This is a genomic window from Terrisporobacter sp. (assembly GCF_017888745.1).
Taxonomy (GTDB): Bacteria; Bacillota; Clostridia; order Peptostreptococcales; family Peptostreptococcaceae; genus Terrisporobacter.
In genome coordinates, this window is the sequence record NZ_JAGHFM010000035.1 from 13,770 (window position 1) to 29,186 (window position 15,417).

The 15,417-nt window shown below is 29.1% G+C and carries 14 protein-coding genes; all 14 read right to left on the reverse strand.

The annotated features are described in order from the left end of the window. Positions 1-157: 157 nt before the first annotated feature. Positions 158-1,744, reverse strand: a complete 1,587-nt coding sequence (locus J7G74_RS01495; RefSeq protein ID WP_297130923.1) for a PTS transporter subunit EIIC — start codon at positions 1,742-1,744, stop codon at positions 158-160. A 115-nt stretch (positions 1,745-1,859) separates the two neighbouring features. Then, positions 1,860-2,621 carry a MurR/RpiR family transcriptional regulator gene (locus J7G74_RS01500; RefSeq protein ID WP_297130925.1) on the reverse strand — a complete coding sequence of 254 codons (762 nt, stop codon included), beginning with the start codon at positions 2,619-2,621 and terminating at the stop codon, positions 1,860-1,862. A gap of 265 nt (positions 2,622-2,886) precedes the next feature. Continuing rightward, positions 2,887-3,273 carry a desulfoferrodoxin family protein gene (locus J7G74_RS01505; protein WP_297130929.1) on the reverse strand — a complete coding sequence of 129 codons (387 nt, stop codon included), beginning with the start codon at positions 3,271-3,273 and terminating at the stop codon, positions 2,887-2,889. 390 nt (positions 3,274-3,663) lie between these two features. Beyond that, positions 3,664-4,812 carry an ROK family transcriptional regulator gene (locus J7G74_RS01510; RefSeq protein ID WP_297130932.1) on the reverse strand — a complete coding sequence of 383 codons (1,149 nt, stop codon included), beginning with the start codon at positions 4,810-4,812 and terminating at the stop codon, positions 3,664-3,666. 144 nt (positions 4,813-4,956) lie between these two features. Continuing rightward, positions 4,957-6,555, reverse strand: coding sequence for a glycoside hydrolase family 43 protein (locus J7G74_RS01515; RefSeq protein ID WP_297130934.1), 1,599 nt, complete (start codon positions 6,553-6,555; stop codon positions 4,957-4,959). A gap of 48 nt (positions 6,556-6,603) precedes the next feature. After that, positions 6,604-7,614, reverse strand: coding sequence for a sugar ABC transporter substrate-binding protein (locus J7G74_RS01520; protein WP_297130936.1), 1,011 nt, complete (start codon positions 7,612-7,614; stop codon positions 6,604-6,606). Positions 7,615-7,673: 59 nt separating this feature from the next. After that, positions 7,674-8,669, reverse strand: coding sequence for an ABC transporter permease (locus tag J7G74_RS01525; protein ID WP_297130939.1), 996 nt, complete (start codon positions 8,667-8,669; stop codon positions 7,674-7,676). Further along, positions 8,632-10,158, reverse strand: a complete 1,527-nt coding sequence (locus J7G74_RS01530) for a sugar ABC transporter ATP-binding protein (RefSeq protein ID WP_297130943.1) — start codon at positions 10,156-10,158, stop codon at positions 8,632-8,634. The genes J7G74_RS01525 and J7G74_RS01530 overlap by 38 nt, the downstream gene beginning before the upstream one ends. A gap of 227 nt (positions 10,159-10,385) precedes the next feature. Beyond that, entirely contained in the window at positions 10,386-11,336 is a 951-nt protein-coding gene (locus tag J7G74_RS01535; RefSeq protein ID WP_297130946.1) for a transketolase family protein, read from the reverse strand. Beyond that, on the reverse strand, positions 11,337-12,182 hold the full coding sequence (locus J7G74_RS01540; RefSeq protein WP_297130951.1) for a transketolase: 846 nt from the start codon (positions 12,180-12,182) through the stop codon (positions 11,337-11,339). It lies immediately after the preceding gene. Positions 12,183-12,184: 2 nt separating this feature from the next. Beyond that, positions 12,185-12,841, reverse strand: coding sequence for a fructose-6-phosphate aldolase (gene fsa / locus J7G74_RS01545; RefSeq protein ID WP_297130954.1), 657 nt, complete (start codon positions 12,839-12,841; stop codon positions 12,185-12,187). Between the two features lie 29 nt (positions 12,842-12,870). Continuing rightward, positions 12,871-14,346 (reverse strand): L-fucose/L-arabinose isomerase family protein, encoded by a 1,476-nt coding sequence (locus J7G74_RS01550; RefSeq protein WP_297130957.1) that lies wholly within the window; start codon positions 14,344-14,346, stop codon positions 12,871-12,873. 21 nt (positions 14,347-14,367) lie between these two features. Continuing rightward, on the reverse strand, positions 14,368-14,982 hold the full coding sequence (locus J7G74_RS01555) for a DUF4867 family protein (RefSeq protein WP_297130961.1): 615 nt from the start codon (positions 14,980-14,982) through the stop codon (positions 14,368-14,370). A gap of 12 nt (positions 14,983-14,994) precedes the next feature. After that, a partial coding sequence (locus tag J7G74_RS01560) for an FGGY-family carbohydrate kinase (RefSeq protein ID WP_297130964.1) occupies positions 14,995-15,417 on the reverse strand: 423 nt, incomplete at its 5' end.

Sequence of the window (15,417 nt, forward strand, 5' to 3'; positions counted from 1 at the left end):
ACCTTAAAACACAGGTTACATTAAGTAAAAACATGTTGTCTAATATTTTTAAATTTATATATCAAAATCTAATCTTACTTAATATAAATCCTGAATAACTCTCCAATTAAAAAGAGTGACTTTTATATTTCCAGAAGTCACTCCTTTAGTAAAAATTCTATTGATTTGCTACTATACCTAAGTATTCATCTAAATCTTTTCTTACTCCATTAACTTTAAGACCATATACTATTTGTATATTTTCACCTTTAATAACTACTCCATTAGCACTTGTCTCATTTTTTAATAAAGCTTCATTTACCTTGCTAGGATCTTTTACTGTTATTCTCAATCTTGTATAACAATTATCAACTTTAGCTATATTAGCTTTTCCCCCAAGTCCTTCTACTATAACATGTGATAGTGAATCTTCTTTACTATACTTATTATTTGTATTATTCTTTTCTTTTAAATCTTTTTTTGTATATAATTTGGTATTCCCATCAGTTTCTCTTCCTGGTGTTTTTAGCTTTAATTTAGTTATTAACATTCTGAACACGATATAGTAAACCACAAATTGACATAGTCCTACTAAGACATACATTGGCCATCCTGTCTTCGCTATTCCAAGAGGTAAATTGTATAATAAGAAGTCTATTAATCCATTTGGACCTATTGCTCTAACTCCTAATATATTTAATACCACCATACCTAAACCATTTAATACTGCATGCATTACAAATAATATTGGGGCTACAAACATAAACGAAAATTCTATTGGTTCAGTTACACCTGCAAGTATTGATGTAACGGCTGCTGGTATTAATATAGCTTTAATCTTAGTTTTGTTTTGTGGAAGTGCTGTGTGATACATCGCTAAACATGCACCAATTAAACCAAACATTTTTGAAAGACCTCTAGCATCCCATATTACACTTTGAGATAGTTGTAGTATTGTTGGATCTGCCATTTCAGCAAAATAAATATTTCTAGCACCTTCAAATACTTGTCCACCTATTTCTGCTACTCCACCTAATGAACTATATAAGAAAGGTGTGTATATTAAATGATGTAGACCTGTAGGTATTAATAATCTTTCAAGCATTCCGTAAGTAAATACTCCAACATTCCCCGAACTTGTTATAAATTCACCTAAACTAGAAATCATATTTTGTATTGATGGCCATACATAACTAAGTATAATAGCTAATACAACTGTAACAGGTATTAGTATTATAAATACTAATCTTGTTCCTCCGTATATTTGCATAGCACCATTGAACTCTTTTTCACAAAATCTATTATGTACATAAGCTACTATACACCCTAATATTATTCCTAAAAATACTCCCATATCTAAAACTTGGATACCTAAAACAGTGGTTTGTCCTGTTCCGCTTAAAGACTCTGCTGTAACTATCTTTCCAGTTAAAGTTAAAAATATATTCATTGCATTTAAAAATACCAAAAATACTAACATCGCTGTAAATCCAGCTTCTGCTTTCTTCTTCTTTGCAAGACCTAATGCAAGGCCTACACAAAATATAATACCTAAATTTGTTAATATCGATACTAATGAACCAGATAACATTTTCCCTAAACCAAAAACTAATTCATTATTTAAAAATGGTAAATACTCTGCTAATTTTGCATTAGTTAAAATATTACCAAAAGCTATTATTATACCAGCTATTGGTAATATTAGTACTGGTGTAAACATACCTTTTGAAAAGCTCTGTAATTGATTAAATATTTTTTCTTTCATTTTTACTCCTCCTAATTATAGAAAAACGATTACCTAGTGCTATTATAATTTTGAATATGCTATATGTACATATATTTAGCATTTAAAAAAACGTGTTACTTAATTATATAACACGTTACTTTTCATAGTTATTTTTTTTCTTATAATATTCAAATATTATAAACTCTATCATTGCAAGCACTTTAGGAAAGAAAGCATTCGGCATCAGATTCCTAGCATCCAATTTATTTGAGTCTTGTATTCTGAATCTTATATCGGCTAATTTACTTACGCTATTTTCATCTTCATTTGTAAATGAAACAACTTTTATATTATGATCCTTTGCTATTTTTACTTTATTTAATACCATTGGACTTTCTCCAGATTTTGATAAAACTATAATACAACTTATGCAATCTAAGTTATTCTCAAATACACCTATTGAATCAGTACCATTTGATAATATACATCTTTTGCCCATAACTAGTAATTTTTTATTAATATATTCTGCTACTATACTTGAAAAACCATTGCCATATATAAAGATGAATTTTGAGTTTTCTTCTAACAATATATCAATAAAATTATCTATATCTTTTCTTTCATTAATTTTAATTATACTATCCATATTCAAACTATCTATAAAGCTATTATTATTTATCTCTCTATCTGTTATATTTTTTACTATAGAAAGTAAATTATATTGCATTTCCAAAAAACCAGAATATCCAAGTTTTTTAGATAATCTCATTATTGTAGAAGTTGATGTAAAATTTTCCTTAGCAATACCTCTTACTCCCATTTTATTTACATTATCTATATTTTCTATAATGTATTTTAGTACTTCAGTTTCTCTTTCAGTTAATCCCTTATTTTCAATTATTTTTGATATATCCATAAATCATAATCTCCTTAATATACACGGTTATAAATTTAATTATAAAATAGTTTTTTATAATATACAAATTTCATATTATACATAATTATACATTAATTATGTATAATAACATCTAACTTTATTGAATTAGGTAAAGTATATATTATTTTTATAAAACCCAGATATATCAATTATTAATAAAAATGAACTCTGATATACAGAGTTCATTATTTAATACATCTTTTATTTTTAGATAACTTATTTGTAATTTATATTTAATTTTTATCTATAACTCTACTTTCCATAATCCATGAAGATTACAATAAGCATATACTTCTAACACTTGATCTTCTTCAGCTAAGGCAATTTCTACAATTGGGTCATTATTTATACTCAAAGATTTACGCTGTATACCTTGTGTAGTAACAACATATATCCAGCTTATATGATGTTCTTGTGTCATAGGATGTAATGCACTTCCCACTTGTACTTTTACTTTATTGCCATCTATATTTACTACTGGTATATGTTTTTCTACTGATGCTTCTGTTGTGTTTGCTACTAATTCGTCCATCTTCTTACCGCAACATACTACTTTTGGTCCTTTATTTTCTATCATCTCTACTATATTTCCACAGACACTACATATGAAAAATTTTTTTGAACTATTCATTTTACAAACCTCCATAAATAAAAACTTCAACCTTTAATATTTATGTTACACTTGCTTAGAATATACCTGCTTTTATTTCATATTTCTTATCATATTTATTTTTGTATATAAATCACTTTCTATAATATTATTTAATAAAAATAAGCCAAAGGATATAATCCTTCAGCTTATATATTATTTATTTTTTATTTATTATTTTCCACATTATATAAGATAAAAGTAACAAAATCATAAGGCCTATAATAGCTAAAATAAATGGTACTAGAAATTTGCTATCTCATATATGAACAACAGTTTCTCTGCCCTCACCATTATGTTTTCAACACATAATTATCACTCAGTTTATTATTTACATATAAGCCTAATCTTTATTTCAATATATCTTTTAAATTATATATCTTGTAAATCTAATTTAAAGAACTCATTTAATGGTAATAATGCTGCTCCAATTAAATCAGATTTAATATCTTTTGAAAATAAAACTTCTATACTACTTGAGTATGGTAACTTTATATCTTCTTGAATTAATTTGATAATATCTTCTTTATATAATCTTAATAAAAAACTAAATTCTCCACCAATTAATATGCTAGATGGATCAAATATGGCAATTAAATTATATATACATAACGCTAATCTCTCAATTGCTGTATCCATTAAACTTAAAGCTAATTTATTTTTATTAATTACCAATTGTTCAAATTCTTTAAATGTTTCTATTTGATTAGTTTTGCTTTTCAAGTTATATGTTTTAACTATATTAGATGTTGATAAATAATCATCTAGATAATCTTTACCTTTACCCATAAGCTTCATATGACCAAATTCTCCAGATCTACCTGATGATCCACTATAAATCTCATTATTAATTAATATACCTCCACCTAAACCAATATTAATTGATAAAAATAATAGGTTTTGCTTATTCTTATCATCTATATAATTTTTTTCATTTAATATAGATAAATTTGCTTCATTTTCATAATATACATTGTATTCATACATATCATTATAAAAATCTAAATTAGCATTTGATATGCCTACATTAGTATACTCTATAGTATTAGTATTTTTATTTATTATACCTGGTATAGATATACCTACTCCCAATAGATTCTTTTTTGGTATATTTTTTTCCTCTAATATAGAATCTATTTTTTCTGAACTCCACTTCATAAATTCATTAAAATCAGTAAACTTTATTTTACAAGATTCTATATAAACAATATCTTTTTTCAAATTTAGCATAACTATATCTATATTATATAATGTTATTCTTATCCCTATAGATATACGGGCATTGCTATTAAAATGGATTACTTTTGGTTTTCTCCCTCCAGTATATATTGTTGACTCAAGCTCATGAACTAAATTTAAAGACTTCAATCTATTTATATTCGTTGTAACTGTTGGTATACTTATTCCTAATTTATTAGATATATCAAATTTAGTCATCTCTCCATGGGATGCTAATAAATTTATTATTTTATTTTTATTAAGTTCTTTTATAATACTAATTTTATTTCTATTTACAGTCATTAAATCCAACTCTTTCTTATATAATCCTATTCATAATAATAATAAATCTTATGAATATTATATATTAAAATAATTTAGTTTACATTATTATTTAAAAATTGAAATTAAAAGAGTGCTAGTATTTATTATAGCACTCTTTTATTTCTATAATTCTTTATATATAAAATAATCAAAATCTGCGTTTATATTATTGCCTGTCATATCTTGACAACACATTCCTACAAATGCACCTGTAAAGAATCCTGGATTACCATTCTCAACAATATAATCATCCGATAGTTTATCTGCTTGTAATGTAATATCTAAATAGTTCCAGTTTTCTTTATCAAAAGAGTATGCAAACCTAACTTTGCTATAATTCACATCTACCCTAAAATGCACTCTTTCAATATCATCATCTATATAGATTTTATCATTTATATAAGGTTGATTGAATTTCATATTATCACATTCAATGAAATCTATAACTCTTTTATTTTCAACCTCATCATATGAAATATTTAAGTACATCCAGTTTTCAGTATTATAATAACATACTAAACCAGCAGTTTGTTGGAAAGTATCAGGTTTAAACTCTAAACATGTTTGTGATGTAAATTTAAAACTTTGCCAACGTCTAGCAACTAATGATTGAACAAATTTTGAATTTAATGAATTTTTTCCATATAATCTCAAGTACCCTGGTCTTTCTTTTAATGTCATTGTATTTTCATCTAAAGGCACTCTAAGTGTTTGGAAATGTATATTTAATTCTTCACTATCAAAATCATCATATTCAACTACATTAGTAATTTGTTTAACTTCTTCTATTCCTTCTATATCTATAGTTAATTTAGGTTCATTACCTCCATCTATAAATGGCCACTCATTCTCATTCCAAATTATCTTTTGAATAGAAGTCTCTCTCCCAAGCGGGCAATATCCCCTTTCTGTTAAAGGTCTTCCTACAAGGTGAACAGCATACCAATCACCATTATGAAGTTGCACAAAAGATCCATGACCAGCTTTTTGTAATGGATTTTTAGGATTGTTGTAAGAAGTTAACATTGGATTATTAGGATGAACTTCATATTCTCCCCATAATTCTTTTGATCTAGCAACTGTTATAGCATGTTCATATTGCGTACCACCTTCTGCAACAACTAAGTAATAATATCCATCTTTTTTGTATATATGAGGACCTTCTACTAATTTTATATCAGTTCCTTTAAATATAACTTTTGCTTCTCCCACTAATTTCTGTTCTTCAACAGAATACTCTTGCAACATTATCCCATAAAAAGGATGGTTATTAGTTCTATGATCCCATACCATTTGAACTAAATATTTCTTTCCATCATCATCATGGAATAAAGATGGATCAAAACCCTTACTATTTAAATATATAGGCTCGCTCCACTGTCCATCTATTGTATCACATGTTACTAAATAGTTTGGAGTATCTTTCCATATACCATCTAGCATCTTAACATCTGTATATATTAACCAAAACTTATTATCACAATATGTTAAGCAAGGTGCCCATATACCACCTGAATCAGGATTTCCTAACATATTTAATTGACTCATTCTATTTAAAGGTCTACTTATCAGTTTCCAATTTTTTAAATCTTTAGAATGATGTATTTGAACACCTGGAAACCACTCAAAAGTAGATGTAGCTATATAATAATCATCACCAACCCTACAAATACTTGGATCAGGATTAAAACCTTTTAATATCGGATTTTCTATTGTTACCATGTACTTATTTCCCCCTAAATCACCGGTTTATAAATATATAAAAATTTATTATTCAGTAGTTTCTGTTGTAAATTGAGCTTCCTTTTTCTTTCCGTACTCTACTATTTCATCTGCTAATATCCACTTAACATCAATTGGATAGTTATCTTTTACTTCTTTACCTTCGATAGCTTCAACTAATGTATCTATTACTTGTCTTCCTATTGCATAAGAATCTTGATCAACTATTCCTGTTATTAAATTCTGTTCTATACCATTTTCCCATGTAGGTGTATAGTCAAAACCAAAGTGGTATATCTTTCCTTCTTTACCTTGTGATTTTATAGCTTCCATTACACCTGTATCTGGTCCTTCTGATCCTAGAGAGAATGTTGCAACCATATCATCATTAGCTGTTATTTGACCTTCTAATTGTCTTTTAGATTCTGCTGATTGATCGTCATCTTGTATTGGTTCTAACCAAGTGAAGTTTTTGGCATCAGCTCCCATAACTTCTTCAAATCCTTCTTTTATCCCTTCTTGTCTTGATATCATAGTTGTTTGTGTAAGATTCACTGCTACTAAAGATATTTTACCTGAAGTTATACCTTTTTCTTTTAAATATGTAGCTCCTTGTTTTCCTAATTCTATACCAGCTAATTTATTATCTGTTCCTACATAAGATAATCTATTTTCTGGTGTTTTTACATCAGCATCAAATGTAACTACTGGTATACCTGCATCTGTTGCTTCTTTAATTTTTCTATCAAACATATCTGGATCAATTGGTGCAATAGCTATTCCAGCTGCATCTTCAGCAATTGCTTCCTCCAAGAAACCTAAATGCTTTTCATTTTTTTGAGGTTGAGTTGGAGGTGAAGTTTTGAATACTAAGTCATATCCTAACTCTTTTGCCCTATCTTGAGCAGCTTTTTTCATAGGTGACCAATATGCACCTGTATCAACTATTGGTATAAAGTATAATGTTTTATTCTCTTCGCCTGCTGAAGAACATCCTACTATACTACTTCCCATTAACATAACACTCAGAATAACTGCCAATGATTTTTTTAATTTCATCTTGATTCCCCCTAATATAATATTATTTTTATCTGATTTTTTATATAATTCTATAGCACTTAAGCTATATTTTTATCTGATTTTTTTACAACTTTTTTAACTTTAGAGAAACTACCTTTTCTATAGAAGTCAATTATAATCGCACCTATTATTATTAAACCTGTAACAGAATCTTGAACAAATGCATTCATACCTAACATAGTAAGTCCATTTTTAAATATTTCTATAGTAAATATACCAGCTATTGCTCCACCTATAGTTCCTATTCCACCACCAAATCTAGTTCCTCCTACTATTGCTGCTGCCATTGCAAATGCATCTAATCCAACTGCTTCATCTGGTGCTCCAACATTTAAACTTGACATTAATAATATTCCAGCTACTGCAGCTAAACAACCTTCTAACATGTATACTTTTATATAATGTCTTTCTGTTTTTATTCCAGATAATCTAGCAGCTTCTGTATTTGACCCTATTGCATAACAATATCTTCCAAATCTAGTATTTTTCATTAAATATACCGCTGCTATTACTAATATCGCAAATATTATCGTGTTGCTATATATAATATTTAGGAAAACCTTTGTATTTGACATATTGTAGAACCAATTTGGCACACCTTTGATATATATACCATTAGTTACAAATAATATGATACCTCTTATAAGATAGTTAGTACCCAGAGTTAATATAAATGGTTCTAACTTAAATTTAGTTATCAATAATCCATTTAATCCTCCCCAAAATAATCCTATTAGTAAAGTTATGCTTATAACTATTAATGGATTAACTCCTATAGTTGCTAAGTATGCAGCAGTAGTCCCAGCAAAAGCAGCTATAGATCCTATTGATAAATCTACCCCTCCTGTTATTAAAACCATAGTTATACCAATAGTTATTATTCCTACAGTTGGTATTTGTCTAAAAAAGTTACCTATATTAGCTTTGCCTAGAAATTTAGGACTAATAATAGAAAATATTATTACTAAGCATGCTAATACAACATATAACCAGTTATCAGTTAATAACTTCTTCAAATTCAATTTCTTTTCCATTTAACTCTCCCCCTATAGTAGCTAATTCCATTATTTTTTCTTGAGTACAATCTTCTTTATCAAGTTCACCTGTGATTCTACCTTCACACATTACATATACTCTATCTGACATAGCAAGTAATTCTGGCATTTCTGATGAAATCATTATTACACTTTTGCCACTTTTAACTAAGTCATTAATCAAATTATATATTTCTGATTTGGCACCTACATCTATCCCTTTTGTAGGTTCATCAAATATAAAAATTTCACTATCTGTATTTAGCCATTTGGCAATAACAATCTTTTGTTGGTTACCCCCTGATAAAGTTCCAGCTGCTGTTTCCAAACTAGATGATTTTATTTTTAGTAACTCTTTATATTTAAAAGAAACTTCCTTCATTACTTTTTTATCTAATATTGCTTTATTTAACATAGTTATAGTTATATTATCTTCAACAGATAATGGTAAACATAATCCTTGTTTTTTTCTATCTTCTGTTATAAGACATATTTTGTTTTTTATAGCATCTATTGGATTATTTATAATTACTTTTTTTCCATGAATATATATATTTCCTGAAGCCATTTTATCAGCACCAAATATTAATCTTACTAATTCAGTTCTTCCTGATCCAACAAGTCCTGATAAACCAATTACTTCTCCTTTTCTTAATTTAAAACTAGCATCTTTGATTTTATTATCATAACTATTTATATTTTTACATTCCAATACTACATCTCCTGGTGTCACTGTCACTTTAGGGAATAAATCATTTAATTCTCTACCAACCATCATTCTAATTAAATCTTTTTGATCTACATCTTTTACATCACAGCTTCCTATATAAGTTCCATCTCTCATAATAGTTGCTCTATCACAAATTTCAAAAATTTCTTTTAATCTATGTGATATATATATAATAGATACATCATTATTTTTTAATTTATTTATTACTCTAAATAAAGTTTCTACATCATTATTTGCCAATGAAGTAGTTGGCTCATCAAAAATAATAATTTTTGCATTTTGACTTATTGCTTTTGCTATTTCAATCATTTGTTTTTTAGCTGTTGGAAGTTGTGACACTATGTCTGTAGCCTTAATATTTACCCCTAGTTCCTGTAAAATATCATTAGAATCATTGTATAATTTTTTATAATCAACTATTCCTAAAATTGGATTTTTATATGGTAATCTTCCCATATACATATTTTCTGCTACACTTAAAGATTCTGAAAGATTTAATTCTTGATGAACAAAGGCTATTCCAAGTTCTGTTGCCTTTTTAGGATCTATAAATGCTATTTCTTTACCATCTACATATATCTTTCCTTCATCTTGCTTATGAACTCCACCTAATACTTTCATTAAAGTAGATTTACCTGCACCATTTTCACCTAATAAAGCATGTACCTCTCCTTTGCCTATAGAAATATTTACACCTTTTAGAGCATATACACCTGGAAATCTTTTATGTATATTCTCCATTCTTAAAAACTCCTTCATAAATCATCCCCCTTTCATAACAAAATATTCAAATTCTATCAAATTAAAATACTTTTTAAAACAATTTTAATAAGTAATTAAATTATAATTAATAATAAAAACGTTTTCAATAAATTTAACAAAATTTATCATAAAAAGTAATTTTTAGTATTTATTTGTAAAAAAGTGCAAATTATTAATATATTTTATTCACAAAATAGCACATTTATTTTTTATAAAGTTACTTTTTATAAAATTTCTTTAACTGCTTTTACAATATTTTCTGAAGTTAAGCCAAATTGTTTTAATAATTCTTTAGCCGTTCCTGAATGACCAAACTCATCATTAACACCTATTTTTCTAACTATAGTTGGATATACTTGAGATAAATATCCACTTACAGCATCTCCTAGACCACCTATAATAGAATGTTCTTCACAAGTAATTATTTTTTTACATTCTTTAGCTGCTCTTAATATAAGTTCTTCATCAAGAGGTTTAATACTACATAAATTTATTACACGAGCCTTTATACCTTGTTCTTTTAATATATTTCCAGCTTCAATAGCTTCATGTACCATTATTCCTGTAGCAATAATTGCTATATCATCACCTTCTTGTAATACTTCACCTTTACCGATTTCAAAAGTAAAGTCATCTTCATTATGGAATACAGGTACTGCTAGTCTTCCAAAACGTAAGTATACTGGTCCATTATATTTATATGCAGCTCTTACAGCAGCTCTTGCTTCAACATCATCTGATGGAGAAAGAACTACCATACCTGGTATACTACGCATTAGTGCAAAGTCCTCACAGCACTGATGACTAGCTCCATCTTCACCTACAGATATTCCTCCATGAGTTGCTCCTATTTTTACATTTAAATGTGGGTATGCGATTGTATTTCTAATTTGTTCAAAAGTTCTTCCTGCTGCAAACATTGCAAAAGTACTAGCAAAAGGCACTAGTCCCATAGTACTCATTCCTGCCGCAACACACATCATATTTGATTCTGCTATTCCACAATCAAAGTGGCGATTGGGAAATTTACCTTTAAATACCCCTGTCTTTGTAGCAGCTGCAAGATCTGCATCAAGTACTACAAGATTATCATATTCATTTCCTAATTCAACCAATGCATTTCCATAGCTATCACGTGTGGCAATTGGCTTTATATCTGATTTTATTAATGTCATTTATTTGCCCTCCCACTTTTTATATTCTAAATTTAATTCTTCCATAGCTTTTATATATTCATCTTCGTTGGGAGCTTTTCCATGCCATCCTGCATTATTTTCCATAAATGATATCCCTTTACCCTTAATAGTTTTCATTAAAATTGCAAAAGGTTTTTCTTTTGTATTACGAGCTTTATTAAAAGCCTTTTCCATTTCATCAAAACTATGTCCATCTATAACTTCACATTCAAATCCAAATGCATTTAGTTTATCAAGTATTGGATAAGGACTCATAACATTTTCAACTGATCCATCAATTTGTAGTCCATTGTTATCTATAATTACACATAAATTATCTAATTTATAATGTGATGCAAACATCAAAGCTTCCCACACTTGACCTTCTTGAATTTCTCCATCTCCTAAAAGTGTATAAATACGACAATCTAAATTTAAATATTTAGCTCCTTTAGCCATACCTACTGCTGTTGATATCCCCTGTCCTAAACTACCTGTACTCATATCTACCCCAGGTACTGTGTTCATATTAGGATGACCTTGTAGATAGCTATCTATTTGTCTTAACTTTGAGAGATCATCTACCGAGAAAAATCCTCTATTAGCAAGTGTAGAATAAAGACCTGGTGCTGTATGACCTTTAGAAAGCACGAAACGATCTCGTGCTTCCAATTTAGGTTTTTTAGGGTCTATATTCATTTCTCTAAAGTATAAATATGTAAATAAATCAGCCGCTGAAAGACTTCCACCTGGATGTCCTGATTTGGCATTATATGTACCTTCTATTATTCCTTTACGTACATTACAAGCCTCAAGCCTTAACTCTCTTTCTTCAACATTAATCATATTTATTCACCAAACACTTTCTTATAATCAGCCTTAAACTTTTCAATACCTTCATTCGTAAGAGGATGCTTAACCATTTGCTCTATCACTCCATATGGTACTGTTGCTATGTGTGCACCTGCCATAGCGCAATCATTTACATGAATAGGATTACGCACAGATGCTGCTATTATTTGAGTATCTATGTCTTCATATTGTTTAAACATTTCTGATATTGAACGTACAAGTTCTATTCCTGCTACTGATATATCATCTAATCTTCCTAAGAAAGGAGATACATAAGTTGCGCCAGCTCTTGCTGCAAGTAATGCTTGGTTTGCAGTAAATATAAGAGTTACATTTGTTTTTATGCCTTCTCGACTAAGAGCTTTACAAGCCTTTAACCCTTCAATGGTCATTGGTATTTTTACTACCATATTAGGATGAATTTTCGCTATTTCACGCCCTTCAGCTATCATGCTTTCTGCATCTTCTGTTGTTGCTTTTACTTCTCCACTTATTGGTCCATCTACTATACTTGCAATTTCAGCTATTACATCTTCAAATATTCTTCCTTCTTTAGCTATTAAAGATGGATTAGTTGTTACACCACAAATAACACCTGTGTCATTTGCTTTTCTAATATCTTCTACATTGGCTGTGTCTATAAAAAATTTCATACTTTATACTCTCCCCCCTATTTTAAAAATTAACAAAATGGATTTTCAGTTTTATAACGAACACCTTTTGGTTGATTATAATCTATTTCTTCTACGCATACTCCTAAGTATTTGAATACTTCATATAAAGTTTTCCCAAAATGTCCAAATGCTACAGCTCCATGGTGTGGATAGTTCTTCTCTATAAGTACATGACGATAGAATCTACCCATTTGTGGTATAGCAAATACTCCTATAGCTCCAAATGATCTACTTGCAACAGGTAATACTTCTCCATGAGCGATGTATGCACGTAATTTAGCATCTGATGTACTTTGTAAACGGAAGAATGTTATATCCCCAGGAACTATATCTCCTTCTAAAGTACCTTGAGTTACTTCTTCTGGTAAAGAACGCGCCATTATTTTTTGATATTTCATTTCACAGAATGATAATTTATTAGATGCAGTATTTCCACAGTGGAATCCCATAAATGTATCTTTTAATGTATAGTTGTATTTATCTTTTATTTCTTCAACATACATATCATTAGGTACAGTATTATTTATATCAAGTAATGTTACTGTGTCATTACTTACGACAGTTCCTATAAACTCACTAAGCGCACCATATATATCAACTTCACAAGAAACTGGAATTCCTTTAGCTGTTAGACGGCTGTTAACATAGCAAGGAACAAATCCAAATTGAGTTTGAAATGCTGGCCAACATTTACCTGCTATTGCAACAAAATCACGTGATCCTTTATGTTCTTCAACCCAATCTAATAATGTAAGTTCATATTGAGCAAGTTTCTCCAATATTTCAGGTTTTTTATTTCCTTTTCCTAGTTCAGCTTCCATTTCCTTAACTATACTCGCTATACGTTCATCATTAGCATGTTTGTTAAAAGCTTCAAATAAATCAAGTTCTGAATTTTCTTCTATTTCTACTCCGAGATTATAAAGTTGTTTTATTGGAGAATTACAAGCAAGGAAATCTTGAGGACGAGGACCAAAAGATATTATTTTTAGATTTTCAAGTCCATAAACTGATTTTGCTATTGGCTCAAATTCATTAATCATATCTGCACATTCTTCTGCTGTTCCTACTGGATATTCAGGTATATATGCTTTTATGTTACGAAGTTTTAAATTATAGCTTGCATTAAGCATACCACAATATGCATCTCCTCTATCATCTAAAAGCTTGTCTCCACTTTCTTCTGCTGCGGCTATAAACATAACTGGTCCGCCAAACTCTTTAGCTAATAAAGTTTCTGATGTTTCTGGACCAAAGTTTCCAAGATAAACTACTAATGCATTACACTCTGCTTCTTTAACTTCTTTAAGTGCTTTTCTCATATGTATTTCATTTTCCACACACGTTGGACATTCATATATATCTCCATATTTTTCAGTATAAGCTTTTACTACTGCCTTACGTCTATTCTCTGAAAGTGACATTGGAAAACAATCACGGCTTACTGAAACTATTCCTATTTTTATTTTTGGCATATTATTCATAATCTATATTCCCCTTTATCTTTATAATGTTATATTTTCTCCATGTATACCATTTACTGCATTTGCTATATTGGCTTCTTCATGAGCTATAAGCCATTTATTTCTTGCAAATAGTAATGAACTTTCTCCTTCTTTAGATACTTCAAAGTCAATATCTGTATTAGTGCCCTTTGGTAAAACTACTACACATTTAAATCCATTATTATTTACCCCACATGGTGCATAATGAAGTGTAGTTGCATAAACCTCTATAGCTGTCCCAGCCGGAACTAAGAATGCCTCCACTTTTGAACTATCATAAGTAAAATCATCTGTAATATCTTGTTGTAAACCAAGAAGTAAAATTAAATCTGTTACTGCGATGTTTACTTCACTGTCTCTATGATACTCTAACCCATTTAACTTATTATTATGACCATTGCAGTAACCTATTTGTATAGGCATTCCTCCATACACTTCATTAGATAAAACTTTCATATCCTTTGTATCTTCTAATGCTTTAACTGACGGTTTATATGTAACGTTTTCCGGACACTCAATCACCTTCATTAATTTTATAACATCCATATACTGAGAGTTTTTTAGTATCTTCCCATATTTTTTAAAAGCATTATCACTTACATTTAAAATTTTCATACTTCACCTCTTTTATATTAATTCTGTATATAAATCCTTTACTGCAGGATAAATTTTTACGAATTTCTTATATTTAGCGTCATAATGTGAAACTAGCTCTAGATTCGGTTTTACTGTTTCTGATATTTTTACAATTTTATCTGTAGCTTCTTTTACATTACTAAATTCTTTACAACCTACTGCCGCTAATATAGCAGCACCTAAAGCTGGACCTTCTTCAGCTTCTATTCTATCTACATTTATATTTAATACATTTGCAATAATTTCAACCCATATTTTACTCTTTGCTCCACCACCACAAATCTTAGTACTTTCTATGTTTATTCCAAGAGATTTTGCTACTTCAAAGCTATCTCTTAAGGCAAAGGCAACACCCTCAAGTACTGCTTGTGACATATCTTCACGAGTAGTATCCATACTCATACCAATAAAACA

Excerpts from the sequence above, each read along its gene's own strand:
- J7G74_RS01495 (WP_297130923.1), bottom strand. The coding sequence starts at position 1,744 with ATGAAAGAAAAAATATTTAATCAATTACAGAGCTTTTCAAAAGGTATG.
- J7G74_RS01500 (WP_297130925.1), bottom strand. The coding sequence starts at position 2,621 with ATGGATATATCAAAAATAATTGAAAATAAGGGATTAACTGAAAGAGAA.
- J7G74_RS01505 (WP_297130929.1), bottom strand. The coding sequence starts at position 3,273 with ATGAATAGTTCAAAAAAATTTTTCATATGTAGTGTCTGTGGAAATATA.
- J7G74_RS01510 (WP_297130932.1), bottom strand. The coding sequence starts at position 4,812 with ATGACTGTAAATAGAAATAAAATTAGTATTATAAAAGAACTTAATAAA.
- J7G74_RS01515 (WP_297130934.1), bottom strand. The coding sequence starts at position 6,555 with ATGGTAACAATAGAAAATCCGATATTAAAAGGTTTTAATCCTGATCCA.
- J7G74_RS01520 (WP_297130936.1), bottom strand. The coding sequence starts at position 7,614 with ATGAAATTAAAAAAATCATTGGCAGTTATTCTGAGTGTTATGTTAATG.
- J7G74_RS01525 (WP_297130939.1), bottom strand. The coding sequence starts at position 8,669 with ATGGAAAAGAAATTGAATTTGAAGAAGTTATTAACTGATAACTGGTTA.
- J7G74_RS01530 (WP_297130943.1), bottom strand. The coding sequence starts at position 10,158 with ATGAAGGAGTTTTTAAGAATGGAGAATATACATAAAAGATTTCCAGGT.
- J7G74_RS01535 (WP_297130946.1), bottom strand. The coding sequence starts at position 11,336 with ATGACATTAATAAAATCAGATATAAAGCCAATTGCCACACGTGATAGC.
- J7G74_RS01540 (WP_297130951.1), bottom strand. The coding sequence starts at position 12,182 with ATGATTAATGTTGAAGAAAGAGAGTTAAGGCTTGAGGCTTGTAATGTA.
- fsa (WP_297130954.1), bottom strand. The coding sequence starts at position 12,841 with ATGAAATTTTTTATAGACACAGCCAATGTAGAAGATATTAGAAAAGCA.
- J7G74_RS01550 (WP_297130957.1), bottom strand. The coding sequence starts at position 14,346 with ATGAATAATATGCCAAAAATAAAAATAGGAATAGTTTCAGTAAGCCGT.
- J7G74_RS01555 (WP_297130961.1), bottom strand. The coding sequence starts at position 14,982 with ATGAAAATTTTAAATGTAAGTGATAATGCTTTTAAAAAATATGGGAAG.